Genomic DNA, 25779 nt, shown 5'->3' on the forward strand with positions numbered 1-25779 from the left:
TCAACTCTTCTGGAGAACCTCCATGACCGTCGTCATCGAAACCGGCTCCTGGCAGCTGGATCCCGCCCGCTCCACCGTGGCCATCGCGCATCGGACGATGTGGGGCCTGGTGACGGTGAAGGGCGCCTTCGGCAGCGTCACGGGCCAGGGTGAGACAAGGCCCGACGGGACCGCCCACGGGGTTGTCAGCGTGGACACGGCGACTCTGGACACGAGGAACGCGAAGCGGGACGCGCACCTGCGCGGCAGTGACTTCTTCGACACCGAGAACCACCCGACTCTCACATTCGCCGTCGACGGAGCAGCGGTGCCCCAGGGCGACACCGCCGAGATCGTCGGCCGGCTGACCGTCCGGGGTGTCGGCGGCCCGCAGACCGTCACCGCCCGCGTCACCGCGTCGAGTGACGACGCGATCGGCCTCGCCATGGAGTTCACCGTGGACCGGGAGCAGTTCGGGATGGTCTGGAATCAGCTGGGTATGATCCGCGGCCTGACCACGGTCACCGCGACGCTCACCTTCGCTCGCGCGGTCGTCCGGGACGCCGATCTGCTCGCCCCCTGACCCGGCCGCGTCCGCGCCGTTCCCGCACCACACCGTGAACGATCACGAGCCGGTGAGTCCGGCTGCGGCACTCCTGGCCGGCCGACGAAGGCGCCTCCGGGAGCCGCGTCTGCCGTCGGGGGCCGTTTTGGCGAGGACCGAGCGGACGCCGCGAAACTCGGTGCGGAAGCTCGGCGGGTCGCCGAGGGCGAGGCCGGGCAGGGCGTTTCTGGCCTGGTGCCCGTCGGGGCCCGCGGCGGCTATTGGGGGCTTTCCGGTCGGAGCAGGGGCGGGTGCAGGGCGGTGGCCGCGCCGGCGCGGTACAGCGCGGCGGGTTTGCCGCGGCCGCCGGTCAGACGGGCGCCGCCGGGGACGGCCTGCACGAAGCCGGGGGTGGCGAGCACCTTGCGGCGGAAGTTGGGGCGGTCGAGGCCGGTGTCCCAGACGGTCTCGTAGACGGCCTGCAACTCGCCGAGGGTGAACTCGGGCGGGCAGAAGCCGGTGGCCAGGCAGGTGTACTCCAGCCTCGCCCGGACCTGTTCGCGGGCATCGGCGAGGATGCGGTCGTGATCGAACGCGAGGGCGGCGGCCTCGGCCTCGGCGAGCGGCACCCAGCGGGCCTGGGCGGCGTCCCCGCCGGCCACGGGTTCGGGCAGATCGGGGACGAGGGCGGCGAAGGCCACGGAGACCACCCGCATCCTGGGGTCGCGGTCCGGGTCGCTGTAGGTGCGCACCTGCTCCAGGTGCACGCCGTCCACCAGGAACTCCGGCAGGCCGGTCTCCTCGGCGAGTTCGCGGCGGGCGGCCTCCTCGGCCGACTCGCGGGGCAGCAGGAAGCCGCCGGGCAGCGCCCAGGCGCCCGCGTGGGGTTCCTGGCCGCGCCGGATCAGCAGCACGTGCAGGGCGGTGGCGCGCACGGTGAGCACGGCGAGGTCCACGGTCACCGCGAACGGCTCGTACGCCGACGGGTCGTACGGGGCGGCGGCCGTCACCGGTGTTCCGGGAGCGGGTCGTTGAAGTGCCAGCCCTCGGCGAGGAGGCCGTCCACCGCCGCCACGGCGGTGCGCAGCCGTTCCTCGGGGCTGCCCGTGATCAGCAGGAACCGGCGGCCGGTGCGCTCCAGTTCCTCCCGGAACCGGCCGGTCATCCACGGGCGCAGGTGCGGGCCGTCGCGCAGACCGTCGTCCTCGAAGGGGACACCCTCGTGGTCGGTGAGCAGGTAGAGGTGGCGCGGGGTGCGGGCGGCGACGGCCGCCACCTCCGGGCTGGGCGCGCCGAGGTAGCGCTCGTGCCAGATCGCGGTGGCGAAGGAGTCGGTGTCGCAGAAGAGCACGGGGGAGCCGCCGCCGGCCGCCCGCTGTTCGTCGGCGTCCTGGCGGCGGGCTATGACGGGGAACTCCTCGGAGGTGAACTCGACCTCCGCCCAGTCGGCTCCGGGGTCGGCGGCCCGCAGGGCGGCGAGCTTCTCCTCGCTGTACGCGCGCCCGTACTCGGGCACCCAGTGGGTGTCGGACCAGACGCCGCCGCGCGCACGGAAGTGGGCCGTCAGCGCCCGGGAGAGGGTGGTGGTGCCGGTGGACTCGGCGCCGAGGACGACCACGCGCCGGGCGAGGGCGGCGCGTACCCCCGGACCGAGGAACTCCCAGCAGCCGACCGGGTCCTTGCGCACGGCCGTGCCGGAGACGGGGTACGCGATGCGGTCGGAGTCCACGCGGACCTCGGCCGCACCGAACCGGCGGGCCAACTCGGTGCCGTAGGACTCGGAGGTGAACACGGCGTCCACCGGTTCCGGAACGGCCGTCCGGAAGATTGTCATGTGGGCGTCCCACACCGCGGGGTCGTGCAGGTCGACCGGGTGGTCGTCGACGGCGCCGACGACCTCGGCCTCCGGGTGGGCCTCGCGCATCCACGCGACCCGGTCGGTGAGCGATACCGACTCCACGGAGGCGGCGCAGACCAGGACGGTCAGCCGGTCGCACTGCGCGAGGGCGGTGCGGACGAGGTGATGGTGGCCTGCGTGCGGCGGATAGAACTTGCCGAGCACCAAGCCGTGTCGGTACGGGCGGGCGCCGGCGCTCACGCGGTCACCGCCGTGGCGGGGCGGGAGACGGCGGCCGGGAGGGCGCGCCGCCAGCCGAGGAGGCCGGCCACGCACAGGCAGAGGAAGCCGACGTACAGCAGGGAGGTCAGGTACAGGCCCTTGTAGGCGTACAGCGGGATGTAGACCAGGTCGGCGGCGATCCACAGCCACCAGGACTCCAGCAGCTTGCGGCACTGGCCGTAGGTGGCCGTCAGGGAGAGGGCGGTGGTGAGCGCGTCCCAGAAGGGGACGGTGGAGTCGGTGACCCGGTCCAGCAGCAGGGTGAGGGCGGCGGTGGCCAGCACTCCGGCAGCGGTGAGCCAGGCCCACTCGGCACCCGTGGTCCGGCGCACCGGGAGGGCGCCCGCGGTCGCGGGTCCGCGGTCGTGGGCCCAGGTCCACCAGCCGTAGGCGGCAAGCGCGATGAAGACGACCTGGAGGCCGGCGTCGGCGTACAGGCCGGCCTGCAGGAAGAGCACGATGAAGAAGACGTTGTTGGCGATGCCGACGGGCCAGTTGGCGATGTGCTGGCGGGTCACCAGCCAGACGCAGACGGCGCCGGTGGCGAAGCCGAGCGCTTCGGTCCAGCTGAGGTTCCAGTTCACAGGCGCGACTCCTTAATAGTCTTCGTGACTATAAATAGCGCGGCGGGTGGAAGGCAAGGGAGAAACCCGTGGCGCCTGGGGCGCCGCCGCCGGGTCAACACGCATGGGCTGATGTCGTGTTGGTCGATGCATGCCGACGGCTGTGACGGTGAGCGGGTTCCGCGGCCGTGGGAACGGCTTCCGCGGGGCCTGCTGTCGACGGGCGCCGCCCTGTCGTCGAAGACGGGGACCAGGATCGAGCGATCGGGGCCATGCGATAACGTCACGGAAGTTCGGTCGAACACCGCTGACCACGGCGCAGGCCGGAACGGCGAATTGCCGGTACCGCAAGGGGGAACGGGGAATGTCTGACACCGCATCAGCGGAAGTGTTCGGCGGGCGCGTGCTTGAGTGGCACAGCGAGGAGGGCTGGGGAGTCCTTGCTTCCGATGCCCTCCCGGACAGGGTGTGGGCACATTTCTCGATGATCCGGGCCGAAGGCTTCCGCGAGCTGATCGCCGGCCAGTCCGTCACTTTCTCGGCTGAGCAGGCCGAACAGGACGACTACCACTGGCGTGCCGTGTCCGTCTGGCCTTGAGCCGGAGGCGACGCCCACTCGCCGTCCTGGGAATCAAATATCCACGAACCTCGCTATGCCGAAGTCCTGGTGCTTACGTGACGACGGAACGGCATCCCGCCAGGGCTCTGCCCACGCGCCTACTCGCCCGGCGGAACTCGAACGAAGCCCGGCCCTCCTCAGGTCTCTGCACCGCGGGCCCCTGCCGACTCGGATGCTGTTGGTAACTGGTTCAGTGCGGCGCCCAGGGCCTCGACTGCATCGCCCGGCGGAGGTCGGCGCGGGCCTGCTCGTGGTTGCCTCTTGGGCAGGCCGTTGTTGTGTGCCATGAGGATCAGCGGAGCCGGTGCGGCGGATTCAGGCGTCCACAGGGTGCCGGGGATCTCGCCGAGGGTGAATGCGCGCTCGATGACGCCGTCGTCGAGGCGCCGTTCGGAAGTGAACTGCATGGTCGTGCCCTTCGGGAGCGCTGCTGAAAAGCGCTCCCGGACGACCTATCGCCCGACCGCGACCCCGGAGGAGAGCACCCATGTCGATACTGTGTTCACGGGTACCACCTCCTCGTTCTCTCGCACGGCTTCCGGAAACGTATCAGCGGTCGCCGTAACCGACAAACGGGCTTTGCGCGGGCTCCGTGGCCGGATGCCGCGGAGTCGGTTCCCGGCAACGCGGCTTCCCGAGGTGAGGCCCTACGGCGGCGGGGAGTCCTCTCCATGTTCGGCGTCAGCGTCAGCGACCCCGCGATGGCGGTTGGCGGCGTAGGCGGCGGTGCCTCGTGCGGTGCCCGCCATGACAAGCTGTGCTTTCCACTGCCCAGTCCCAGGAGGTCACCATGACCGCAGAGTCTCCATCGCCCGAGGAGCCGGTTGACGGCGAGAGCGGGTCCCTCTCGCCCGACGATGACCTCCAGAACGACTTGAAGCGCAAGTTTCGGGAGGCCCTGGCGCGCAAGCGAGGTATGCAGGCGGACGTCAATGACCCCACCGCGAGGACCAACACGTCGAAGGTCCACGGCGCGCACGGCCCGGCCGCCAGTCAGCGGTCGTTCCGTCGAAAGAGCGGCGGCTGATCCCACGACGGCCGCAAGACCGGACCGGGCAGCGTCAGGCGATGTCTGGCGCTGCCCAGTTGGGCCGCGACGAACGATGCCTGCGTTTGTCCGGCGTCGCCACGGACGCCACCTGACGGCCGCGACCCCCACGGGCGGTGGTTCAGGGACCCAGGGACCACCGCGGGGCCGGCTCCGCGTACCGCTAGGCGGACTTCCTCGAAGAGCGGAGCCGCAGGGTGCGCCGCGCATTGTGTCCCCCCGCCGCCTCCTTCTGGTTCGCCGCTCACACCCATCTCGCCGATCCGAGTGACCGTCACTTCCTCGGTCGTGCGGCAGAACGCCGACGCGCGACGCCTGATCCGGGAGGCCGACTGGATCGGGCGCCTGTTCCGTGTCGCCTTCGCCGAGTGCCTTGAAGTCGCCACGTGGTGCCCGCTTCCGGGACCTCGTCAGGAGGGCCGCGTCGAGGGCGGGGGCGGTGGGTGTCGTGGCGGCGAGGGCGTCGTAGCGACGGGGGGTAGCGACGGGGTCGCCCGGTGAAGAGGCGCGGCGCGTCTTTCTGCGGCCGGGTCGGACCGGAAGGGTGTTACTCACTTTCGGGTGACGAGTGGGTGGGCTGCGGTGACGCGAGATATGCCCGTGTATGGGCTGGATCCGGCAGGAGCACGGGAGTTGATGCTGGCAGTCCATCACTTTTCAGCTTTCCGTAGTTAAAGGCCCCATACAGGTGCCTGTAACTGATATGTCCGTAATTGGTAACAGCGGTCGAGTGTCGCTCATCTCGGGCGGCGACGTGGAGCAACTTATGAGTCCTCGGCCACCGGGCCGGGACTCGCACAGGGTCGCACCGTGCGGTTCCCCGTAGTGGGGTGCTCGCACGGGGTGTGCCGGCTCTCGAACCTTGAGGAGCATTCATGTCCGTTTCCACGTCTGTCACGGCCCGCCGTGTGGCGGCCGCGGCCATCGCGGCAGGTGCGCTGGTCGGCTCGGCCGCCGTGTCCGCCTCGGCCGCGGAGCCGCGCTTCGAGCGCACGCACGTCGCCATCAGCAGGGTCCAGAGCGACGCGCCGGGCTTTGACGACCGCTCCAGCCGTTCCTTGAACGCTGAGTGGGTGGAAATCACCAACTCCGCATCCCGCGGAGTGAACCTGAATGGCTGGACGCTGTCGGACAGGGACGGCAACCGCTACACCTTCGACCACTACCGCCTGGCCGGCCGTTCCACCGTCCGGATCCACACGGGCTACGGCCGCGACACCAGCCGTGACCTCTACCAGGACCGCCGCAACGAGGTGTGGGACAACCACTCCGACGTCGCCACACTGCGGACCGACCGCGGCCGCTTCGTCGACAGCGTCTCCTGGGGTCGGCACCACGACCGTGACCACGGCCGCGATGACCACCGCGGTCAGGGCGACCACCGTGACCACGGCCGCGACGACCACCGCGGTCAGGGCGACCACCGTGACCACGGCCGCGACGACCACCGCGGTCAGGGCGACCACCGTGACCACGGCCGCGACGACCACCGCGGTCAGGGTGACCACCGTGACCATGGCCGCGACGACCACCGCGGTCAGGGTGACCACCGTGACCACGGCCGCGACGACCACCGCGGTCAGGGCGACCACCGTGACCACGACCGCGGGCAGGGCCGTGACCACGACCGCGGCCAGGGTGACGACCGCGGTCAGGGCCAAGGCCAGGGTCAGGGCCACGGCCAGGGGCAGGGCCAGGGCCAGGGGCAGGGCCAAGGCCAGGGCCACGGCCAGGGCCACGGCCCGCTCCACGGTCTCATCGGTCACTGAACACCCTCTGAAGACGAGACCGTTCAGGGGGTACGCGGGTCGCATCCGGTCAGGACGTGGAGGTGACCGGCTGTAGTCCCGGGCCCGATCGGACCCGGTGAACGCCACGGACCCGCAGGACGGCATCGCCGCACGAGACCCGCACCGCACGGTGCGGGTCTTCTGCGTGCGAGGACGAGGACGAGAACGAGAACGCGCGAGCCCGGCGGCGCGCAGCGCCACCGCCGGGTGGTTCGGGTTGGCGGGTTGGCGCGCCGTCGCGCGTACGGCCCGAGAGGTCCCTCCGGCGTACAGTCGACCGTCGGAGCGCCGCCGTGACGTGACGCCTGGGCGCCGGACCCGGGCGACGGCGGCGGTGGAAGGTCGATCGCATGGCCGGACCCAACTCGCACGACGACGCGGATGCGCCGAACCCGTGGCAGCGGCTCGATGACCTGTACGCCGTACGGCCGCCGTGGGAGATCGGGCATCCGCAGCCGGTCTTTCTCGACCTGGCTCGGTCCGGCGCCATCCGGGGACGGGTACTCGACGTCGGCTGCGGTACGGGGGAGCACGTACTCATGTGTGCCGACCTCGGCCTCGAAGCCACCGGTGTCGATCTCGCGGCCACCGCGCTGGCGGCCGCGCGGGACAAGGCACAGCGGCGTGGCGCCGCCGTACGGTTCCTCCACCACGACGCACGGCGGCTGACGGAACTGGGAGAGCAGTTCGACACCGTGCTGGACTCCGGCCTGTTCCACCTGCTCGATCCGGAGGACCGCGCCGCGTTCACCGACGGGCTGCGGGACGTACTGCGCCCCGGAGGACGCTACTTCATGCTGTGCTTCAGCGACCGGCAGCCCAGGACCGGGGCCACAGGGCCGCACCGGCTGACGAGGGACGACGTCACGGCCGCGTTCGCAGACTCGCTGCGGATCGATTCCATCGAGCCGGCCACCATCGAGATCACCCTGGACCCGGCGGGCATCCGGGCCTGGCGGGTCGCCATGACGAGGGAATGACAGCGCTTGCGCGACGCCACGGCCGGTCGACTGGCAGCCAGCCAGCCAGCCAGTCGACCGGCCCGCCCTTCCCGCCCGCGACGGCCGGTCCTTTCCATTGGCGAGAATCGGCCCTTCCCACCGGTGAGGGGCGGGCCTTCCCGGCGCGTCCGGCCCCCCACGCGTCCGGCCCACGGCGACCGGGTCCGCAAACCGCACGGATGACCCGGGGCCGGTCCGCATCCGGACCGGCCCCGGCCTTCACAGCACCCGGCGTCTGCGTCCCAGCCAGGTCTGCGCGATGACGACGACGGCAAGGAAGGCGCCGCTGACGACCTGTTGGTAGGCGGAGTCCAGGGAGCCGATCTGGTTGATGACGTTCTGGATGACCTTCAGCAGCAGCACACCGACCAGTGAGCCACTGATGAATCCGAACCCTCCGGTGAGCAGCGTGCCGCCGATGACGACCGCGGAGATCGCCTCCAGCTCCATACCGGAACCGAGGATCGTCACGCCCGACGCCAGCCACGCCGCGTTGAGCGCTCCGGCGAGTCCCGCGCACAGTCCGGAGAGCGTGTAGACGGAGATCTTCGTACGGGCCACGGGGGCGCCCATCAGGGCCGCCGCGTCCTCGTTCCCGCCGACCGCGTAGACGTACTGCCCGAACCGGGTGCGCCGGAGGACGACCGCGCCGAGCACGAACAGCGCCACGGTGATCCACACGGGCACGCCGACACCGAGCAGCGCGCCCTGTCCGAGCTTCGCGAAGAACGACTCCTTGTCCACGAGATACGTTTTCGAGCCCTCGTCGGTGACGGAGAGCAGGATGCCCCGGGCCCCCAGCATCGAGGCCAGCGTGACGATGAACGGAGCCAGTCGCGAACGGGCGATCAACAGGCCGTTGACCAGACCGATCAGCCCGCAGACGGCCAGCGGCAGCAGCAGAGCGACGACCGTTCCGTACTGGGACCCCCAGGCCGCCACCACGCCGCCGAGCGCGAAGAGCGAGCCCACCGACAGATCGATGCCGCCGGTGACGATGACGAAGGTCATGCCGAGCGCGACCACGGCGAGGAACGCCGAGGAGAGCGCCATGTTCTCCAGGTTGTCGCCGGTCAGGAAGGTGTCGAAGCTGAGGGACGCGGCGATCATCGCGACGACCAGGGTGACCAGCGCGCCGTGTTGCTGGGCGAGGGCGCTGAGCCGTTCGGAGCGCCCGGCGCCGGACGGTTCTTCCTCGGCCGTGTTCTTCGCGCGCACCGGAGTTTCCACGTCGGTCGTCATCGCTTTCCTCGTTCCCGTGCCGCGTAGACGGCGAGGACGATCACCGCGGCCTGGGCGATCTGGGTCCACGACGGCGGCAGATCGTGCTTGATGAGCGTGGTGGTGAGCAACTGGATGAGGACGGCGCCGGCGACCGTGCCCCCGATGCGGACCCGGCCTCCGCTCAGCGGGGTGCCGCCGACCACGACCGCGGTGATCGCGGACAGTTCCATCAGGTTGCCGAGCGAGGTCGGGTCGCTCGCGGTGAGGCGGGCGGTGGCCAGCACGCCCGCGACGGCCGCGAGGACGCCGGAGCAGACGTACACCAGGATCAGTACGCGGCGCACCGGCAGCCCGGCGAGCCGGGCCGCCGGGCGGCTGTCTCCGATGGCGAGGAGCTGGCGGCCGAAGGTCGTACGGCGCACGGCGAATGCGACCAGCAGGGCGAGGGCGGCGGCGATCAGTACGACGTAGGGGATGCCAAGGAGATCGCCCGAGCCGAGCTTCGCCATGGCCGGGTCGTGTACGTCCTTGAGCTGGGGGAGGAGCACCAGGGCCAGCCCCCGCCCGGCGACCATCAGGGCGAGTGTCGCGACGATGGGCTGGACTCCGACGAACGCGATGAGGGACCCGTTCGCGACGCCGATCACGGCGCCGCCGACGAGGGCGATCAGGATGGCGACGCCGGGCCCGTAGCCGAGGTAGAGGGACAGGAGCGAGGTGGACAGGGCCATCACCGAGCCCACCGCCAGGTCGACGCCCTCGCTGCCGATGGCCAGTGCCATGCCGAGCGCCACGATCAGGACGGGGGCGACCTGGACCGCCTGGGTGCGGAAGTTCTCGGTGGACAGGAAGTGCGGTGTGAAGACGGTGTTCACCAGGAAGAGGGCCACGACGCCCAGGTAGACGCCGTATTCCTGGAGCAGGCCCAGCAGCCGGTCGCGGTCGGCTGTCACCCGGCCGAGTGTCAGGTCAGTCATCGTGGCCTCCCGGGCCGGTGCTCGTGCCGGTGGCCGTGGCGGGTGCGGTGGCGGCGGGCGTGGCGGGTGCGGTGGCGATGGCGCGCATCAGCCGGTCCTCGGTGACGGCGTCGCCGGTGAGTTCCTCGACGACCGCGCCGTCCTTGAGGACGATCACCCGGTCGCTGCCCTCGATCAGTTCCTCGGGATCGGAGGAGATGAGCAGGACGCCGAGTCCGTCGTCGGCCAGTTCGTCGATCAGCTTCTGCACCTCCGCCTTGGCGCCGACATCGATGCCCCGGGTGGGTTCGTCGAGGAGCAGGACCTTGGGCTGCATGGCCAGCCAGCGGGCCAGCAGTACCTTCTGCTGGTTGCCGCCGGACAGTTCGCCCACCTTCTGGTGAGGGCTCGCCGCCTTGATGCGCAGCCGTTTCATGAAGGTGTTGACGATCCGGTCGATGCGCGCCTCGTCGACCAGGCCGAAGCGTGAGAGGCCGGGCAGCGCGGCGAGCGCGATGTTCTCGCGGACCGAGAGGCCCGGCACGATCCCCTCGGCCTTGCGGTCCTCGGGGAGCAGACTGATGCCGGCGCGGATCGCGGCGGGCGTCGAGCCGGTGCGCACCCGGACGCCCGCCACCACCACCCGCCCGGAGTCGGTGGGCAGCGCGCCCGCGATGGCCTTGGCCGTCTCGGTGCGGCCCGAACCGAGCAGCCCGCCGAGCCCTACCACCTCGCCGGGCCGTACCGAGACGGATACGTCGTTCAATTGGTGATGAACAGTCAGACCCTGTGCCTCCAGGATCGGTTCGGCCTCGGTGTCGTGACTTCCCGCGAACTTGGTCAGGCCCTCCTGCCGTACGTCCGCGATCTCCCTGCCCAGCATCAGCGCCACGAGCCTCAGCCGGTCGAGTTCGGCGATCCGGCCCGTGTGCACCACCAAGCCGTCGCGCAGCACGGTGACGGCGTCGCAGATCTCGTACAGCTCGTCGAGCCGGTGGCTGACGTAGATCACCGCGATGCCCCGCTCGCGCAGCATCCGGATCACCCCGAACAGGGTCCGCACCTCGCGCGGTTCGAGCGAGGAGGTCGGTTCGTCCATGACGACCACGCGGGCTTCGACGGAGACGGCGCGGGCGAGGGCCACCATCTGCTGGGCGCCCACGCCGAGTTCACGCAGCGGTCGGCGCACGTCGACCCGCAGACCGAGGTCGCGCAGAGCCTCGTCGGCCTGCTGGTGCATGCGCCGGAAGTCGATCAGGCCGAGCCGGCCCCGGGGTTCGCGGCCGAGGAAGAGATTGCGGGCCACGCTCATCAGCGGGACGAGGTTGACCTCCTGGTAGATGGTGGAGATGCCCGCGTGCTGCGCCTGGAGCGGATTGGCGAAGCGGACCGGGGCACCGTCGTACGTCAACTCGCCCTCGTCGGCCTGGTAGACGCCGGTGAGGACCTTGATGAGGGTCGACTTGCCCGCGCCGTTCTCTCCGATGAGCGCGTGCACCTCCCCGGCGCGGGCGGCGAAGTCCACGGAGGACAGGGCCTTCACGCCGGGGAAGGTCTTCGACAGGCCGGTCACTGACAACATGTCAGAAGGCCTTGCCCAGGTCGGACTTGGCGTTGTCCTTGGTGTACGCGCTGTCCTGGATGATGATGTCCTGGGAGACCTTCGCGCCCTGGGTGAAGGTGTCCAGGGTCTGGAAGGCGAGCGGCCCGAAGCGCGGGTTGGACTCGATGACGCCGTCGATCCAGCCGTCGACGATGCCCTGGACGGCGTTGCGGGTTCCGTCGATCGTCACGATCTTCACCGCGCCCGGCTTCTTGCCGGCTCCCTTGAGGGCGTTGACCGCGCCGAGTCCCATCTCGTCGTTCTCGGCGTAGATCCCGGTGATGCCGGGCTTGGACTGGATGAGGTTCTCGGTGACCGACTGGCCCTTCTCCCGGGCGAACTCACCGGTCTGCCTGAAGACGATCTTGAGGTCGGGCGCCTTCTCCTTGATGCGTTCCTCGAAGCCCTTGGTGCGTTCGGTCGTCACGTTGTTGCCCGCGGCGCCGAGCAGGATGGCGATGTCGCCCTTGCCGCCGGTCGCCTCGATCATCCGGTCCGCGGCCCGCTTGCCCTGCTCGACGAAGTCGGAGCCGATGAAGCTCACGTAGTCCTTGCAGGCGGTGGCGTTGATCTTACGGTCGATGGTGATGATCGGGATGTGCTTGGCGGACGCCGAGCGCAGGACGGGTTCCCAGCCGTCGGAGTTGAGCGGCGCGATCACGAGGAGGTCGGCGCCCTTGGCGATGAGGTCCTGGACGTCGCTGATCTGCTTGGAGAACTGCGACTGCGCGTTTGCCGTCAGCAGTTTCACGCCCCGCTTGTCCGCCTCGGCCTTGATCGACGCGGTCTCGGCGATCCGGAAGGGGTTGGCCTCCTTCTCGGACTGGGAGAAGCCGACGGTGGCGGACTTCAGGTCGATCTTCTTGGCGCCGTAGGCGTCGATGGCGCAGGTCGGCCCCGAGCCCGTGGACGGCGAGGCGACGACCTGCCCCCCGTCGCCCTGGGCGGCGGAGCTCTTGTCGTTGCCGGCGGTGTCGCTCTCCGACTTTGCGCAACCGGAGACGAGCGCGAGGCCCGTGATGAGGCCGGTGGCGAGGAGGGTCCTGGCGGAGGTGCGATGACGTGGTGCGATCGGCTTCATGGAGTCCCCAAACGGCGCGGCCCCGGCGCTGAGAGCGCTCCCGGGGATGATCGGCTCTTGCGGTCAACTCGGTGTACACGTCGTTCCGGGGAGGTTTTTACATCGTTGGAAGAAGCCTGTAAAGCCTTCTGTCCGAAATCTCGTCAGCGCCGCCCCAGCGTGCTCTCGCGCTCAACGAGTCTGAAATCCGCGGTCAGTTCACGTCCACCGGGCTCTGTCCGGCCCGACAGACTGCGCAACAGGGAGGCCACCGCCATCCGCGCGATGGCCTGCTTGTCCGGCGAGATCGTCGTCAGCGTGACCGCTCCGAACCGCCCCTCCTCGATGTCGTCGAAGCCGACCACCGCCACGTCCCACGGAACCCGCAGGCCACGCTCGTGCAGCACCCGCATCGCGCCGATCGCGACCAGGTCGTTGTACGCGAAAACGGCGTCCGGACGTACCCCGGAATCAAGCAGCCGGGCCATCGCCCGCGCGCCCTCGTCGCGGCTCCAGCCGCCGACCGGCACCACCAGTTCATCGGGCGCGGGCACCCCGGCCTCCGTCAACTCCTCGCGCCAGCCCGCCAGTCGCAGATGCGCCGGCCGGTTGGCCGAATCCGTGCGGGCCCCCAGGTAGGCGATCCGCGAGCGCCCGCGGCTCAGCAGATGGCGTACGGCACTGCGCGCGGCCGCCACGTTGTCGATCGCGATGTGGTCGTAGGGCACTTCGTACTCCCGCTCGCCGAGCAGCACGAGCGGCACGTCGTCGGTGCGCGAGCGCAGGTCCTCGTCCTCCAGCTCCAGCGGGCTGAGGATCAGACCGTCGATGACGTTGGCCCGAAAACCCTGGCTCACCAGCACCTCCTGCTCGCGGTCGCCGCGTGTGTGGTCCAGGAGGACGGTGAACTCGTGCTCGGCGGCGGCGTCGATGACGGCCCCCGCCAGCTCCGCGAAGTACGGGTTGCCCAGCTCGGGGATGGCGAGCGCGATGATGCCCGTGCGCCCTTTGCGCAGGTGGCGCGCCGTGAGATTCGGCCGGTAGCCCAGCTTGTCGATGGCCTCCTGCACCCGCGCCCGCATGGCCGGGGTGACGTGCGGATAGTTGTTCACGACGTTCGAAACCGTCTTGATCGAGACGCCGGCGTGCTCCGCGACGTCCTTCAGGCTGACCCGCAAGGGATCTCCTCTTCATCGATGTGCGCCTCTGTCACCTGGGCGTTTGTCATGGCCCTGGACAGAGGCCGGGACCCGTGCTGTGATGCCAACTCCCGTTCCTTCCAACGTTGTACAGACTGAAGCAACGAGCCGCCACCCTTCCTCAGCCAAGGAGGATCCGTGCGCATCAGAAGCCCCAGAAACCTCAGAACCCAACTGGCACTCCTGCTCATCGCGGTACTCGGCCTCGCGGGACTCACCGCCGCCCCGGCCGCCACGGCCGCCGACGACCCCGTGGAAGTCCACGGTCTGAAGGGCGAGTACTACACCCAGACGGCCCCCGGCGCCTTCGACTTCCACGAGCTGAAGGCCACCGGATTGGACACCAACCTCGACTTCGACAATCTGGAGCCGCGACTGGCCTTCGCCACCGGGCAGTCGGACGACGTCAACGTCCGCTGGACCGGCCGGATCGTCCCCGAGAAGACCGGCGCCCACACGTTCTCGATCATCGGCGACAACGGCTTCCGGCTGTGGGTCGACGGACACCTCGCCATCGACCACTGGGTCGACGACTGGGACCGCGAACAGACCTCCCAGTCCATCGACTTGACCGCCGGACAGGCCTACGACATCAAGGTCGAGTACTTCGAGCACTTCGGCGGCTCCAACCTCCATCTGCGCTGGACCCCGCCCGGCGGCTCCAAGACGGCCGTCCCGCAGTCGGCTCTCCGGCTGCCCGACGGATACGCCTACGACGGCGCCATCGCCACCACCGTCCAGGGCGACGGCCGTACGCTGCGCCTGGACTTCGCCCAGCCGCTCACCGCGCCCCCGGCCGGTCTCACCGACCACGTCGAAGCCGTCATCGGCGGCGCCAAGTGGCCCCTGACCACGGCCACATTGGACCCCGCCGACCCCAAGTCCCTGATCGTCGGCCTGAAGGAACCCGTCGTCGGCAACCGGACAGGCACGGCCAAAGGCACCGCGGACCTCCGCTACGACGGCAAGGGCGGCCTCTCCGGGACCAACGGCAACGTTGTCAACGCCTTCTGGAGCAGCGGCCCCAACCGCTCCACCCACCAACTGCGCACGAAGTGGGCGGACGACGTCGGCCCCCGCAACGCCCACCCCGAGTACCCCCGGCCCCAGCTCACCCGGGCCGACTGGCGCAACCTGAACGGCTCATGGCAGTTCGCCGCCGCCAAGGCAGGAGAGCAGCCCCCGGTCGGGAAGAAGCTCGCCGAGAAGATCCTCGTGCCCTACCCCGTGGAGTCCCAGCTCTCCGGCATCGAACGCCACGAGGACCGCATGTGGTACCGGCGCACCTTCACCGTCCCGTCCGACTGGAAAGTCGGCAGGGGCAAGCGCCTCCAGCTCAACTTCGGCGCCGTCGACTGGCGGGCCGAGGTCTTTGTCAACGGCACCCAGGTCGCCGAACACCAGGGCGGCTACGACAAGTTCAGCGCCGACGTCACCGCCGCGCTGAAGCCCGGCCGCCGCACCCAGGAACTGATCGTCGGCGTCTACGACCCGACCGACGCGCAGGGCGGCGAGAACCCGCCGGTCGGCAAGCAGCGGCTCGACCCCAGCGGCATCTGGTACACCCCGTCCTCCGGAATCTGGCAGACGGTCTGGATGGAGCCGGTCGCCGCCGCCCATGTCGACTCGCTCAAGCTGACGCCCGACGTCAAGAACAGCCGGCTCACCGTCGAGCCGCAGGGCATCCGGAACGGAGTACCGGTCACCGCGACCGCGTACGCCGGACACCGCAAGGTCGCCACCGTGCGGGGCCGCACCGGGCAGCCGCTCGTCCTGAAGATCACCGACCCGCACCTCTGGTCACCCGACGACCCCTTCCTCTACGACCTCAAGGTGACCGTCGGCGCCGACCACGTCGGCAGCTACTTCGGAATGCGGTCGATCGCCGTCGAGCAGGTGAACGGAACCCCGCGCACCGTCCTCAACGGCAAACCCGTCTTCATGATGGCCACCCTCGACCAGGGCTTCTGGCCCGACGGCCTCTACACCGCACCCACCGACCAAGCCCTCGCGTACGACCTGAAGATGCACAAGGAGATGGGCTTCAACGCGGTCCGCAAACACATCAAGGTGGAACCCGACCGCTGGTTCTACTGGGCGGACCGCCTCGGCCTGATGGTCTGGCAGGACATGCCCGCCATGACCGCCGGCGTCGATCCGAACGCCGCTTCCCGCGCCGAGTACGAGCGTGAGATGAAGCAGATGATCGACGAGCACATCAGCAGCCCGTCGGTCGTCATGTGGGTGACCTTCAACGAGGGCTGGGGCCAGTACGACGAGGCCCGCATCGCCGACCAGGCCAAGTCCTGGGACCCGACGCGCCTCATCAACTCCATGTCGGGCATCAACCTCGGCGTGGACGGCGGCACCGGCGACATCATCGACGAGCACGGCTACCCGAGCCCCGCGCTGCCACCGAACCCGGACGGGAAGAGAGCCCTGGTCAGCGGCGAGTACGGCGGCCTCGGACTCGCCGTACCCGGACACGCCTGGTCCGTCCAGCAGTCGTACGTGGACGTCGACCCCTCGACGTACACCGACAACTACCTGGCCCGGCTGGACGAGGTGCGCAAGCTCGCCTGCAAGGGCGGCAACGGCGCCGTCTACACCCAGATCTCGGACGTGGAAGGAGAACTGAACGGGCTGATCACGTACGACCGCAGCGTGGTCAAGCCCGACGTGGCCCGGCTGAAGGCAGCCCATGACGCGCTGATCCACGACGCGTCACAGGCGACCCCGGCGGGCTGCTCCTGACGACGAGGCGCCCGGCACACGCCTCCCCGCTGTTCCGCGCGCGCCTCGCCCCGGCCCGCTGACGGGTCGTCGGCCGGTCCGCCCTCCCCGCGAAGGGAGGGCGGACCAGCCCCGGTACGGCACTCACCCGCGGGGCGTCGGGCGTCCGGATCGCGGGCACCCGCGCCGTGGTCTCCCGGGTTCCGTCCGGCGGCACGGCGGGCCGGACCACGGCGGCCCACGCCGTTACTGTCGGCGCCATGGACGGTGACAGCCAAGGGTGGCGCCAGTGTTTGCTCAGTGGGGCGGTGTTCGCCGTCTGCATGGCCGGCACCACGCTGCCGACTCCCCTCTACGGCCTCTACCAGGAGAAGTTCGGATTCTCCGAGCTGACGGTCACCGTCGTGTACGCCGTGTACGCCTTCGGGGTCATCGGCGTGCTGCTGCTCGCGGGCAACGCCTCGGACTCGGTGGGCAGGCGGCCGGTACTCCTGTGGGGCCTCGGATTCGCGGCGGCCAGCGCCGTCTGCTTCCTGTGCGCCACCGGGCTGGGATGGCTCTACGTGGGGCGGCTGCTGTCGGGCCTGTCCGCCGGCCTGTTCACCGGGGCCGCCACGGCGTACGTGATGGAGCTGGCACCGCCGGGCGGCGCCGCGCGGGCCACCTTCGTCGCGACGGCCGCCAACATGGGCGGACTCGGCTGCGGTCCCCTGCTCGCCGGGCTGCTCGCGCAGTACGCGCCCTGGCCGCTGTACCTGCCGTTCGCCGTCCACCTCGCCCTGGTGGCCTGCTCGGTCGCCGTCCTGCTGCGGCTCCCCGAGACCGTACGGGAACGCCGGCCGCTGAGCACCGTACGACCGCAACGGCCCGGCCTGCCCCCACAGGTGCGGCCGGTGTTCGGCCCACCCGCGATCGCCGCGTTCGTGGGGTTCGCCCTGTTCGGGGTCTTCACTTCGGTCAGTCCGTCGTTCCTCGCCAAGTCCCTCGACGTGCACAACCACGCCGTAAGCGGACTGGTCGTCGCACTCGCCTTCTTCGCCTCGACCGCCGGGCAGCTCGCCGTCGGCCGGGTCGGAGTGGGGCGGTCGCTCCCCCTGGGCTGCGCCGCTCTCCTCGGCGGTCTCGCACTGCTCGCGGGCGCGCTGCGCTGGGACCTTCTGGTCCTCGTGGTGCTGAGCGCGATCGTCGGCGGAGGCGGCCAGGGCCTGGCGTTCCGCGCCGCGTTGGCCACCGTGGCGCAGGCGTCTCCCGAGCATCAGCGCGCGGCGGTGATCTCCACCCTGTTCGTGGTCGCCTACGCGGGCATCTCGGTGCCGGTGATCGGAGTGGGCGTGCTGGTGGGCCCGATCGGCCTGGAGGGCGCGGGGCTCGTGTTCATCGCCTGCATGGCCGTCCTGGCGTCGATCGCGGGCGTCTACCTCCTCCGGCGGCCGACCTCGGTGGGGGCTTAGGGCAGGCTCAGGGCGTGTCGGGAGTGGATCACCGGCAGGACTCGGCGGTCCGGGACCGCTCACTCGGCGGTCGACCTGGTGCGAGGACTGATGGCGAATCCGGGAACGGCCGACTGGCCAAGGTCGATGCCGTCAACGCGGAGCTCATGCGGGGGGCCTGAAAACCGGGCCGGAGCCGGTGCGGGGGCCTGGCCTCGAACCGTGAATGTTCACGCGGCGCAGGTCAGTTGCGGATTTCACGGTGTGCGGGCAACTGATTATGATCTTGGCCATGTCTGTGCAGAACTCGAATTCCGACAGAGCCCTGTCGCGCAAGCAGCGCCTCCAGGAGAAGCAGCGCCGTCAGTTGGCGGTGGTCGACACCGTGGACAAGGCCGAGGCCAAGGTCCGCAAGGCCGAGGTCGAGGTGGCCATGGCCGTCGCCGAGGCGGTGCAGGTGTTCGGCGGCGTGCAGGAGGCGTCGGAGGGGCTCGACATGCCGATCCAGACGGTTCAGCGCTTCCTCGGCATGGCACAGGACGAAGCGGTGAGCGCCGGCGACGTCGTCGAGTCCGTGGGCGGATCCTGACCCTGGCATTGACGGCGGGCCCTGGTGAACCAGTCCGCCAGCACGGCGATCTCATCCGTCCGTAGTCGGCGAAGAGGGTCGACAGCCGCTCGTGGACAGGGCCATAGATCTCGAGAACGCGTTCTTGAGCGGTCCCTTCCATGACCACCTACACGCGTCGGCGGTCGCCCGGGTCCGCGGTACGCCGGATGTAGCCGGCCTTCTCCAGGCGGTTCTGCACTCCCGTCACCGCTCTCGTGGTCAGCCTGGCCCGTTCCGCGAGATCGCCCGCGACCAGTGACTCGCCGGCCGTCGACGCCTCCTGGGGCAAACCGAGCGGTCCTCGTCCGGCCTCCCAGTGGGGCCGGCATGTCAGGGACCTGACCGCCCGGGACGGTCACGGCGACTGCCGCGGCTGCCGACTCGCGGGGTGTCTCGTCGGCAGGTTGAGGAGCGTCCTGCCGAGACCGCGGTCGCCGACGCCTGAGCGGAGCCGGTGCCTGGCGGCCCCCGGGGTCAGGGCGTCTCCCGGGCCAAGGGATCCCCGCGGCCTCGGCAACTTCCTGACCTCGGTAGCCTCCCGATCCCGCCTAGCTCAGCGGCTCGTAGAACGGCCGGTCCGGCGTGGAGGCGCCCGCCATGACGTCCTCGCCCCGCAGGTATGCCAACAGCCAGTCGCTGAACGCCATTTCGTAGAGGACGAACTCTCCACTGTCCATCTCCTGCACGCCTACGGCCCATGGCGCCGAGGGCTCGTGCGGTATGCGCAGGAAGACCGTCTCCGCCGTCGCGCCCGTCGCGACCGGCAGCAGCTCCCCGGGGCGAGATCCCGCGCCGCCGGGAAGGAACTCCGCCGAATCCTCCTCCAGCCAGAACTCCATCGACTCCTTGATTTCTTCGCCGAGGTTCCTGGTTGGGTGGCCAGGGTGATGGAGGTACAGTCCGCCGCTGATCAGGACGGGCCCGTAGGCGTCGGCCATGGCCCGGAAATCGGCGGGGAAGGCGACCCCGAGTTCCCGCTCCAGGCGCGTCCAGGGAGCGGGATCGGGCCAATGGAAACCGGGTTCGCCCAGTAGCGTCTTGATCTCCTCGAGTGTTGCCATGGCCTCCCCTTACCGGCACGGGTGTGATCACGGGATCATCCCATTCCCGGCAGTGGCCGGAATCGGGCCCCGTCGTCGCCCGGCCCTCGCACGTCAGGCGGTCTCGGATTCTCGGGTGATCGCCAGCAGTGCCATGTCGTCGGCCCTCCGGCCGCCCGTGTGCTGGTGCACGTCGGCCATCAGGGCGTCGAGGAGGGCGTCCGGACGGGCGTACCGCAACAGGTCGGACCTGTCGGCCGGCTCGTAGAACTCGCCTTTCGCGTCTCGGGCTTCCGTGAGTCCGTCGGTGTAGAGCAGCAGTGTGGCGCCCTTCGGGAACGTCACCGTGTCGATGTGCTCCGGACCGGCGGCGAGAGCGGTCAGGCCCAGGGGCAGCGCAGGCCGGCTGGGTTCGACATACCGCACGGCGTCCGGCAGCAACAGCAGGGGTGCGGGGTGACCGCGGTTGACGAGTCGGACCTTGTTCCCGTGCCGGGGGAACTCCGCGACCACGCTGGTGATGAACCCTTCGAGTTCGGTCACGCCCCCGGACTGCTCTAGCTCGAGGGCAATGGCTCGCTCCAGCCGTTCCACGAGCGCGGTGAGGCTGGGTTCCTGCAGGGCCGCCTCACGGAAGGTGCCGATGCTGTCCGCGACGGCCCTGACCGCGTTCAGACCCTTGCCGCGCACGTCGCCGATCACGCAGCGCACACCGAACGGCGTATCGACCACCGCGTAGAGATCTCCGCCGATCTGCGCGTCCGACTGCGCGGCCTCATAGCGGGCGGCGAACCGCAGCGACCCGCTCGCCTTCGGCGGGTCGCGCAGGACGGCCCGCTGGACGGTGGCGGAGATGTCGCGAGCCGACTGGAGTTGTGTGTGCAGGTGATGGAGGAGGCGGTTGAGGAAGACCGAGATCACCGCCACCGTCGCGACCATGGACAGTTCGCTGTACTGGGTGGCGGTCCCATGGAAGCCGAAATAGCCGAACATGGCCAGGTCGAGGAGGAACGCCGCCACCCCGGTGACGACGGTGCCGCGCAGGGACAGCAACGGAGCGGCCGTGAGGATCGAGGCCGCGTAGAGAGCCGCGGCACTGACAGTGGGCGGCGTGACGAAATCGATCACCACGGCCGCGCACAGCAGAACCACCGGCAGCAGGGGCCTCCACCCTCCCAGCCGCTGCCACACCGTCAGCCCGGGCACGCGCTGCTCCAGACGTCGACTGATCTCCAGGCTGCTCAGATTATGGGCTGACCGTCCGCCAGGCCACCCCATCTCCCTGCGGCTCGCACGCCACGTGACGGCTATGACCCGAACGCCGCACACCGGAGAGACACGCGGCGAGTGATCCGGCGACGGGTGCCGCCCGCGTGGGGCCGGCAGCCCACGGGCCGCGGGCCGCCCGGCAACTCCCGACTTCGCTCCCCGTGGCGTCCCGGCAGCCTGAACAACGCAGCATCCGGTACGGACGAAGAGGGGATCCGGTGGCTCGCCGCACTCGCGGGAGCGGAGCTGGCGTGCGGCGGCGAGGTTCGCGGCCCATCGGGAGTCCTGTGACCGGGGCGCGTCCGGTACGGCTCGCCCTGCCGGGCTCTGTGTCGCCCTGCCTTTCGCCGGGCCGCGGGTGAACTGGATCGGTCTTGATTCGTCTGAGAGCCCGCCGGGGGTTGGGCTGTGTTGCCGCAAGCGTGATCACGCGGCGTCTCTCCCCGGGGCCGGTGCCTCCGGGGCGCGTCACAGCGCGAACGCCGGGACCCCGGGGGTACGGTCACACCGCGCACCCCTCGTGCCCGCGAGGGGTGCCGTGGGCGGCGGTGTGAGGGCCGGCCCGATCAGCGGCATGACGGCCGCCGGCATCTCTGCCTCGCTTGCGGTCCCGTCCACGATCAGGTCGGCGGCTGCCCGGGTGGGTGCGACGTGGGCTGCGTGGCGGTCCCTGCCGGTCTGCAGATAGTCCGGCGCCACGTCCAAGAAGATCTCCCACAGCCCGTCCGGCACCAGCCGCTCAATCATGTCCATGCCCTGAGCCACGAGCTACCGCCGATCAAGACGTCGTCTCAGCTGACGAGGGTCGCCTTGGGGCGTACGACGCAGAACTCGTTCCCCTCGGGATCGGTCAGTACGATCCACGACTCCTCACCGCTCTGTCCCACCTCCGCCCTGCGGGCCCCGAGCGCCAGGACGCGTTCGATCTCCCCCTCCCGGTCCTCGGCCGCGGAGGTCAGATCGAGGTGCAGCCGGTTCTTGACGACCTTGCCCTCCGTCACCGGCATGAAGCAGATGCCCACCGGCGCCGTCTCGTCCGGCCCGATCACGACCTCCCGCTCCCGCTCGGAGAGGATCCGCCAGCGCAGCACCTCGGCCCAGAACCGGGCCAGCGAGGGGAGGTCGTGCGCGTCGATGACGATGTGGTGCAACGAAAGGGGCATGCAGTCAATCTGCCCCGATTCCGCGGGAGTGGCAGCGCCGGAAGGCTGTCAGGGCGGCATCCGGCGGACGGCCGGGGCCGTACGACCGTACGTGCGGCCCCGGAGGCCTCCCCGGGCGGCGCCTACTCCCCGCCCGACCGGAAGTAGTGCCCCTTGTCGAGGTCCCCGATCAGACCCGGCCCGGTCGGGTGCCATCCCAGCAGCTCGCGGGTCCGCGCGCTGGAGGCCGGGCTGTCGAGGCCGATGAATCCCGACAGCCACGTGAAGTGCTCGGCCCCTTCCTCGGCGGGGACGGAGCGGACGGGCACGTCGAGGTGGCGGCCGATGACCTCGGCGACCGAGCGGAGCGGTACGCCGTCCTCGGCGCTCGCGTGGAGCACCGATCCCGCCGGCGCGCCTTCCAGGGCGAGGCGGAAGAGGCGGGCGACGTCGTCGCGGTGCGCGGCCGGCCAGCGCTGCGTGCCGTCGCCGATGTGACCGGCGACGCCCTTGTCGCGGGCGATGGCGATCAGGGCCGCCATGAAGCCGCCGTCACCCTCGCCGTGCACGGTCGGGGGGAGTCGTACGACGGACGAGCGGACGTTCCGGTCGGCGAGCGCGAGGGTCGCGTGGGCGGTGCCCATCCGGGTCCGCGGGCCGCCCGGCAGATGTGCGGACACCTCGTCCGGCGTCCGTCCGTCCGCCTCGGTGCTCACGCGGCCCGGTGCCAGTCCGACCAGCCCCGACGCGATGACCAACGGCCGTCCGGAACCCGCCAGGGACTCGCCGAAGGCCTCGACGGCGCTGCGGTCCGCGTCCGCCGCGTCCTGGAAACCGCCCGAGAAGGCGATGTCGTGCTTGAACGCGAGGTGGATCACGCCGTCCGACGCCGCGGCCGTCTCGCGCAGGACGTCGAGGTCGTCGAGGGTGCCGGACACCGTGTCCGCCCCGGCCTTCGTGAGGGCCGCGGCCGAGGCGTCCGAGCGGGCGAGCCCGACGACCTGATGTCCGGCGCCGATGAGCTCGGGTACCAGTGCGGAGCCGATCCATCCGGATGCCCCGGTGACGAAAACACGCATGAGAAAGCCTCCAGTCCGGGGTCGCCCTCGCGCCGGGAGGGCGGGTCGGGGCGACCCGGCGATGTCAGTAGCTGTCATCAAACGTAGCACTCGATGTCAGTGACTGTCATCGAAGTGCCGCTCCCGATGTCAGTCACTGCCGTCGAGTACGATGCCAAGCATGGGTCGATGGCAGCCGGACGCGGGAGGCCGCCTCGCGCGGGCGGCACTGGAGCTCTATGTCGAGCGAGGCTTCGACCGCACCTCGGTGGCGGAGATCGCCGAGCGGGCGGGGCTGACGGAGCGGACGTTCTTCCGGCACTACGCGGACAAGCGCGAGGTGCTCTTCGCGGGCTCGAGCGAGTTGCGGGACGTGCTCGCCGGTGCCGTGGCGCAGGCCCCGGAGTCCGCCACCCCGCTCGATGCCGTGGCGGTGGCCCTCGACGGCGCCGCGGCCGTGCTGGAGGCACGCGAGGAGCACGCCCGGCAGCGGCAGTCCGTCATCGACGCCAACACCGAGTTGCAGGAACGCGAGCTGATCAAACTCGCGTCGCTGTCCGCGACGCTCAGTGACGCGCTGCGGCAGCGTGGTGTCGACGAGACCTCCGCAGGGCTCGCCGCGGAGGTGGGGATCGCCGTCTTCAAGATCGCCTTCCGGCGCTGGGTGGACCGGACCGAGGAAAAGGAACTGGCCCAGTTCATACGGGAGTCACTGGCCGGCCTGAGGGCAGTGACCGCGGACGCGTGACGCCCCTCCCGGACCGGCTTGAAGTCGGGCCCGGGCAAAGGCGGTTCAGTCCCGTCCCCAGGTGACAGCCACCTCACACCGAAGGTGCGCCGGAAAGGCCCCGAGCCCGCGACCGTGAACGCCGAACAATTGGCGCGCGCCGCGAAGGGCTCCCGCAGTACGGTCTGGCGATGGACGAAGCGGATGGATACTTCGGCGAGCGAGTTGCCGCGGCCTACGACCAGTCGTCGGGGGAGATGTTCGAGCCCGGCGTCATCGACGCGACGGCCGACTTCCTGGCGGACCTGGCCGCCGGCGGCCAGGCCCTCGAGCTGGGCATCGGGACGGGACGCGTCGCGGTCCCGCTGGCGCGACGCGGAGTCCCGGTCCACGGCATCGACCTGTCACGGGCGATGGTCGCCCGGCTGCGCGCCAAGCCGGAGGGTGACGCGATCGACGTCACGATCGGTGACTTCGCGACGACGAGGGTGGACGGGACGTTCTCCGTCGCCTACCTGGTCTTCAACACGATCATGAACCTCACGACGCAGGAGGAACAGGTCGCGTGCTTCCGCAACGCGGCGGCCCACCTGGAGCCCGGGGGCTGCTTCGTCATCGAGGTGGCGATCCCCGAACTGCGCAGACTCCCGGCGGGCCAGAACGTCGTGCCCTTCCAAGTGAGCCCCACACGATGGGCGTTCGACATCTACGACGTCGCCACCCAGGCGACAAGTTCGAACTACGTCGAGGTCGTCGACGGCCGCGGCGAGTACCGATCGATCCCGTTCAGGTATGTGTGGCCGTCGGAACTCGACCTGATGGCCCGGCTCGCCGGCCTGCGACTGCGCGAGCGATGGGACGGCTGGACCCGGGCCTCCTTCACGAGCGAGAGCCGCCGGCATGTCTCGGTCTGGGAGAAACCCGCCCCCTGACCGCGAAACAGGCCGGGCGGTCCGAGGGGTGCGTCCTCAGGGCCGGAGCACGATCTTGCCGTGGGTCCGCCGCAGTTCCAGCTCCCGGAACGCGTCCCGGACCCGCTCCAGCGGGTACGTCCGGGCGATCGGCACCTCCAGATCTCCGCGAGCCGCGAGCCGGGCCAGTTCGCCGACCACCACCGCGCAGGCCGCCGCGCCCTCGCCGTACGTGTGTGCGCCGACCCGGGCCGCCGCCTCCCAGTCGCGGATCGTGTTGATCCGACCGGGCCGCACGCCCAACTCCACGGCCAGGTCCACATATCCGTCGCCGAACGTGTCGATGAACGCGTGGACCGTCCCGCCCGCGGCCTCCCGGATCCGCACGGCTGCACCTTCGCCGTAGTGGACCGGGACGACCCCCTGCTCCTTCAACCAGGCGTGGTTCCGCTCGCTCGCCAGCCCGATCACCGTGGCGCCGCGCCGCCGGGCGAGCTGCACGGCCAGGGCCCCGACGCCACCCGCCGCACCGGACACGACGACCGTGTCGGCCGGTCCGGGGTCCACCGCGAACACGGTGGCGTACGCGGTCGTACCGGCCACGTACAACGACCCGGCCGCATCCCAGGAAAGACCCTTCGGACGCGAGGTCAGCTTCACGTCCTCGACCACGACGAACTCCGCGTGGCTCGCCCTGTTGTGGGTGAAGCCCAGGACCTCGTCGCCCACCGCGAAGCCGCGCACCTGGGGACCGGCCTCCACCACGACACCGGCCAGATCGCTGCCCTGCCCGGAGGGGAACGCCGCCGGCCAGCGTCCGTGCCGCGCGCCCTCGCGGATCATCGCCTCGCCGGGCTGGATCCCGGCCGCGCGGACCTCGACGAGCACCTCCCCGGGTCCGGGCGTCGGCCGCTCCACCTCCTCCACCCGCAGCACATCGATCCCGCCGTACTCGTGGAACCGCACCGCCTTCATCGCGTGATCACCGTTCTTCCTCGTTCGGTCGGGCCTTGGACAGCGAGGGCTCGGAACGGTCACACAGCGACCGTGCCACGGCACACAACACCTCAGGGCCGGAGGTGTGTTCCCGGGGTCAACGCTCAGAGGAAGTGTTCACCGACCTTCCGAGTGGCCCTGGACATGCGTTCGTTGAA

Annotated in this window: 25 protein-coding genes and 1 pseudogene; 10 read left to right on the forward strand and 16 right to left on the reverse strand. The window is 70.4% G+C overall.

All coding sequences use genetic code 11. The annotated features are described in order from the left end of the window. The first annotated feature begins 22 nt into the window (after nt 1–22). Nucleotides 23–562, forward strand: a complete 540-nt coding sequence (locus ACFYW8_RS02070) for a YceI family protein (protein ID WP_389066126.1) — start codon at nt 23–25, stop codon at nt 560–562. 239 nt (nt 563–801) lie between these two features. Here the strand turns inward: ACFYW8_RS02070 and ACFYW8_RS02075 are convergent, their stop codons facing one another. From ACFYW8_RS02075 to pnuC, 3 genes are read right to left on the reverse strand one after another with little or no spacing between them, the layout of a single operon-like run. Next, nucleotides 802–1533 (reverse strand): NUDIX domain-containing protein, encoded by a 732-nt coding sequence (locus ACFYW8_RS02075; RefSeq protein WP_389066131.1) that lies wholly within the window; start codon nt 1531–1533, stop codon nt 802–804. Continuing rightward, nucleotides 1530–2621 carry an AAA family ATPase gene (locus ACFYW8_RS02080; protein WP_389066134.1) on the reverse strand — a complete coding sequence of 364 codons (1092 nt, stop codon included), beginning with the start codon at nt 2619–2621 and terminating at the stop codon, nt 1530–1532. Before ACFYW8_RS02080 ends, ACFYW8_RS02075 begins: the two co-directional genes overlap by 4 nt. Further along, on the reverse strand, nt 2618–3226 hold the full coding sequence (gene pnuC / locus ACFYW8_RS02085; RefSeq protein ID WP_389066140.1) for a nicotinamide riboside transporter PnuC: 609 nt from the start codon (nt 3224–3226) through the stop codon (nt 2618–2620). Before pnuC ends, ACFYW8_RS02080 begins: the two co-directional genes overlap by 4 nt. 343 nt (nt 3227–3569) lie before the next feature. On the opposite strand from pnuC, the gene ACFYW8_RS02090 reads away from it, so the two are divergent. Further along, a complete protein-coding gene (locus ACFYW8_RS02090) occupies nt 3570–3803 on the forward strand; it encodes a cold-shock protein (RefSeq protein ID WP_389066144.1) in 234 nt (77 codons plus the stop codon). A 269-nt stretch (nt 3804–4072) separates the two neighbouring features. Here the strand turns inward: ACFYW8_RS02090 and ACFYW8_RS02095 are convergent. Next, a pseudogene (locus ACFYW8_RS02095) lies at nt 4073–4231 on the reverse strand (alpha/beta hydrolase); the annotation flags it as partial. 383 nt (nt 4232–4614) lie between these two features. Here ACFYW8_RS02095 and ACFYW8_RS02100 point away from each other — a divergent pair. The 3 genes from ACFYW8_RS02100 to ACFYW8_RS02110 all read left to right on the forward strand — a co-directional run bounded on the left by ACFYW8_RS02100 (nt 4615) and on the right by ACFYW8_RS02110 (nt 7642). Next, on the forward strand, nt 4615–4851 hold the full coding sequence (locus ACFYW8_RS02100) for a DUF5302 domain-containing protein (protein WP_365877460.1): 237 nt from the start codon (nt 4615–4617) through the stop codon (nt 4849–4851). An 896-nt stretch (nt 4852–5747) separates the two neighbouring features. Next, nucleotides 5748–6641 carry a lamin tail domain-containing protein gene (locus ACFYW8_RS02105; RefSeq protein ID WP_389066149.1) on the forward strand — a complete coding sequence of 298 codons (894 nt, stop codon included), beginning with the start codon at nt 5748–5750 and terminating at the stop codon, nt 6639–6641. A 371-nt stretch (nt 6642–7012) separates the two neighbouring features. Further along, nucleotides 7013–7642 carry a class I SAM-dependent methyltransferase gene (locus tag ACFYW8_RS02110; protein ID WP_389066153.1) on the forward strand — a complete coding sequence of 210 codons (630 nt, stop codon included), beginning with the start codon at nt 7013–7015 and terminating at the stop codon, nt 7640–7642. 240 nt (nt 7643–7882) lie between these two features. Here the strand turns inward: ACFYW8_RS02110 and ACFYW8_RS02115 are convergent, their stop codons facing one another. The 5 genes from ACFYW8_RS02115 to ACFYW8_RS02135 form a co-directional block, all read right to left on the reverse strand. Further along, nucleotides 7883–8905 carry an ABC transporter permease gene (locus ACFYW8_RS02115; RefSeq protein WP_389066157.1) on the reverse strand — a complete coding sequence of 341 codons (1023 nt, stop codon included), beginning with the start codon at nt 8903–8905 and terminating at the stop codon, nt 7883–7885. After that, on the reverse strand, nt 8902–9864 hold the full coding sequence (locus tag ACFYW8_RS02120) for an ABC transporter permease (protein ID WP_365877451.1): 963 nt from the start codon (nt 9862–9864) through the stop codon (nt 8902–8904). The genes ACFYW8_RS02115 and ACFYW8_RS02120 overlap by 4 nt, the downstream gene beginning before the upstream one ends. Next, nucleotides 9857–11425 carry a sugar ABC transporter ATP-binding protein gene (locus ACFYW8_RS02125; protein ID WP_389066164.1) on the reverse strand — a complete coding sequence of 523 codons (1569 nt, stop codon included), beginning with the start codon at nt 11423–11425 and terminating at the stop codon, nt 9857–9859. The genes ACFYW8_RS02120 and ACFYW8_RS02125 overlap by 8 nt, the downstream gene beginning before the upstream one ends. A gap of 1 nt (nt 11426) precedes the next feature. After that, the gene (locus ACFYW8_RS02130) at nt 11427–12527 is read right to left on the reverse strand and encodes an ABC transporter substrate-binding protein (protein WP_389066167.1); all 1101 of its coding nucleotides are present in this window, start codon (nt 12525–12527) and stop codon (nt 11427–11429) included. 143 nt (nt 12528–12670) lie between these two features. Then, complete coding sequence (locus tag ACFYW8_RS02135; protein WP_365877445.1) at nt 12671–13684, reverse strand: LacI family DNA-binding transcriptional regulator; 1014 nt, start codon at nt 13682–13684, stop codon at nt 12671–12673. 165 nt (nt 13685–13849) lie between these two features. On the opposite strand from ACFYW8_RS02135, the gene ACFYW8_RS02140 reads away from it, so the two are divergent. From ACFYW8_RS02140 to ACFYW8_RS02150, 3 genes are all read left to right on the forward strand, one after another. Then, nucleotides 13850–16459, forward strand: coding sequence for a PA14 domain-containing protein (locus ACFYW8_RS02140; protein WP_389066599.1), 2610 nt, complete (start codon nt 13850–13852; stop codon nt 16457–16459). Between the two features lie 239 nt (nt 16460–16698). Next, complete coding sequence (locus tag ACFYW8_RS02145) at nt 16699–17889, forward strand: MFS transporter (protein ID WP_365877443.1); 1191 nt, start codon at nt 16699–16701, stop codon at nt 17887–17889. 271 nt (nt 17890–18160) lie between these two features. After that, nucleotides 18161–18457 carry a hypothetical protein gene (locus ACFYW8_RS02150; RefSeq protein ID WP_365877441.1) on the forward strand — a complete coding sequence of 99 codons (297 nt, stop codon included), beginning with the start codon at nt 18161–18163 and terminating at the stop codon, nt 18455–18457. Nucleotides 18458–18605: 148 nt separating this feature from the next. On the opposite strand, the gene ACFYW8_RS02155 is transcribed toward ACFYW8_RS02150, so the two are convergent. From ACFYW8_RS02155 to ACFYW8_RS02180, 6 genes are all read right to left on the reverse strand, one after another. Continuing rightward, complete coding sequence (locus ACFYW8_RS02155) at nt 18606–18767, reverse strand: MarR family transcriptional regulator (RefSeq protein ID WP_389066176.1); 162 nt, start codon at nt 18765–18767, stop codon at nt 18606–18608. A gap of 259 nt (nt 18768–19026) precedes the next feature. Continuing rightward, entirely contained in the window at nt 19027–19539 is a 513-nt protein-coding gene (locus ACFYW8_RS02160) for an SMI1/KNR4 family protein (RefSeq protein WP_389066180.1), read from the reverse strand. A gap of 93 nt (nt 19540–19632) precedes the next feature. After that, nucleotides 19633–20724 carry a PP2C family protein-serine/threonine phosphatase gene (locus tag ACFYW8_RS02165; protein WP_389066185.1) on the reverse strand — a complete coding sequence of 364 codons (1092 nt, stop codon included), beginning with the start codon at nt 20722–20724 and terminating at the stop codon, nt 19633–19635. Between the two features lie 531 nt (nt 20725–21255). Continuing rightward, nucleotides 21256–21540, reverse strand: coding sequence for a hypothetical protein (locus tag ACFYW8_RS02170; protein ID WP_389066188.1), 285 nt, complete (start codon nt 21538–21540; stop codon nt 21256–21258). Between the two features lie 38 nt (nt 21541–21578). Then, complete coding sequence (locus ACFYW8_RS02175; RefSeq protein WP_389066192.1) at nt 21579–21950, reverse strand: VOC family protein; 372 nt, start codon at nt 21948–21950, stop codon at nt 21579–21581. A gap of 122 nt (nt 21951–22072) precedes the next feature. Continuing rightward, complete coding sequence (locus ACFYW8_RS02180) at nt 22073–23008, reverse strand: SDR family oxidoreductase (protein ID WP_389066195.1); 936 nt, start codon at nt 23006–23008, stop codon at nt 22073–22075. 160 nt (nt 23009–23168) lie between these two features. Between ACFYW8_RS02180 and ACFYW8_RS02185 the strand changes: the two genes are divergently transcribed. Together ACFYW8_RS02185 and ACFYW8_RS02190 are read left to right on the forward strand one after the other, a co-directional pair. Then, nucleotides 23169–23735 (forward strand): TetR family transcriptional regulator, encoded by a 567-nt coding sequence (locus tag ACFYW8_RS02185; RefSeq protein ID WP_389066199.1) that lies wholly within the window; start codon nt 23169–23171, stop codon nt 23733–23735. A gap of 170 nt (nt 23736–23905) precedes the next feature. Continuing rightward, a complete protein-coding gene (locus ACFYW8_RS02190) occupies nt 23906–24646 on the forward strand; it encodes a class I SAM-dependent DNA methyltransferase (protein WP_389066204.1) in 741 nt (246 codons plus the stop codon). 36 nt (nt 24647–24682) lie between these two features. Here the strand turns inward: ACFYW8_RS02190 and ACFYW8_RS02195 are convergent, their stop codons facing one another. After that, complete coding sequence (locus ACFYW8_RS02195; protein WP_389066208.1) at nt 24683–25600, reverse strand: NADP-dependent oxidoreductase; 918 nt, start codon at nt 25598–25600, stop codon at nt 24683–24685. Nucleotides 25601–25779 lie beyond the last annotated feature (179 nt).

Source organism: Streptomyces sp. NPDC002742 (assembly GCF_042888885.1).
In the GTDB taxonomy this organism is placed as follows: Bacteria; Actinomycetota; Actinomycetes; order Streptomycetales; family Streptomycetaceae; genus Streptomyces.

What these genes read in the sequence shown, in the direction of transcription:
- ACFYW8_RS02070 (WP_389066126.1), top strand. Translation starts at nt 23, where the DNA reads ATGACCGTCGTCATCGAAACCGGCTCCTGGCAGCTGGATCCCGCCCGC.
- ACFYW8_RS02090 (WP_389066144.1), top strand. Translation starts at nt 3,570, where the DNA reads ATGTCTGACACCGCATCAGCGGAAGTGTTCGGCGGGCGCGTGCTTGAG.
- ACFYW8_RS02100 (WP_365877460.1), top strand. Translation starts at nt 4,615, where the DNA reads ATGACCGCAGAGTCTCCATCGCCCGAGGAGCCGGTTGACGGCGAGAGC.
- ACFYW8_RS02105 (WP_389066149.1), top strand. Translation starts at nt 5,748, where the DNA reads ATGTCCGTTTCCACGTCTGTCACGGCCCGCCGTGTGGCGGCCGCGGCC.
- ACFYW8_RS02110 (WP_389066153.1), top strand. Translation starts at nt 7,013, where the DNA reads ATGGCCGGACCCAACTCGCACGACGACGCGGATGCGCCGAACCCGTGG.
- ACFYW8_RS02115 (WP_389066157.1), bottom strand. Translation starts at nt 8,905, where the DNA reads ATGACGACCGACGTGGAAACTCCGGTGCGCGCGAAGAACACGGCCGAG.
- ACFYW8_RS02120 (WP_365877451.1), bottom strand. Translation starts at nt 9,864, where the DNA reads ATGACTGACCTGACACTCGGCCGGGTGACAGCCGACCGCGACCGGCTG.
- ACFYW8_RS02125 (WP_389066164.1), bottom strand. Translation starts at nt 11,425, where the DNA reads ATGTTGTCAGTGACCGGCCTGTCGAAGACCTTCCCCGGCGTGAAGGCC.
- ACFYW8_RS02130 (WP_389066167.1), bottom strand. Translation starts at nt 12,527, where the DNA reads ATGAAGCCGATCGCACCACGTCATCGCACCTCCGCCAGGACCCTCCTC.
- ACFYW8_RS02145 (WP_365877443.1), top strand. Translation starts at nt 16,699, where the DNA reads ATGGACGGTGACAGCCAAGGGTGGCGCCAGTGTTTGCTCAGTGGGGCG.
- ACFYW8_RS02150 (WP_365877441.1), top strand. Translation starts at nt 18,161, where the DNA reads ATGTCTGTGCAGAACTCGAATTCCGACAGAGCCCTGTCGCGCAAGCAG.
- ACFYW8_RS02160 (WP_389066180.1), bottom strand. Translation starts at nt 19,539, where the DNA reads ATGGCAACACTCGAGGAGATCAAGACGCTACTGGGCGAACCCGGTTTC.
- ACFYW8_RS02170 (WP_389066188.1), bottom strand. Translation starts at nt 21,540, where the DNA reads ATGGACATGATTGAGCGGCTGGTGCCGGACGGGCTGTGGGAGATCTTC.
- ACFYW8_RS02175 (WP_389066192.1), bottom strand. Translation starts at nt 21,950, where the DNA reads ATGCCCCTTTCGTTGCACCACATCGTCATCGACGCGCACGACCTCCCC.
- ACFYW8_RS02180 (WP_389066195.1), bottom strand. Translation starts at nt 23,008, where the DNA reads ATGCGTGTTTTCGTCACCGGGGCATCCGGATGGATCGGCTCCGCACTG.
- ACFYW8_RS02185 (WP_389066199.1), top strand. Translation starts at nt 23,169, where the DNA reads ATGGGTCGATGGCAGCCGGACGCGGGAGGCCGCCTCGCGCGGGCGGCA.
- ACFYW8_RS02190 (WP_389066204.1), top strand. Translation starts at nt 23,906, where the DNA reads ATGGACGAAGCGGATGGATACTTCGGCGAGCGAGTTGCCGCGGCCTAC.
- ACFYW8_RS02195 (WP_389066208.1), bottom strand. Translation starts at nt 25,600, where the DNA reads ATGAAGGCGGTGCGGTTCCACGAGTACGGCGGGATCGATGTGCTGCGG.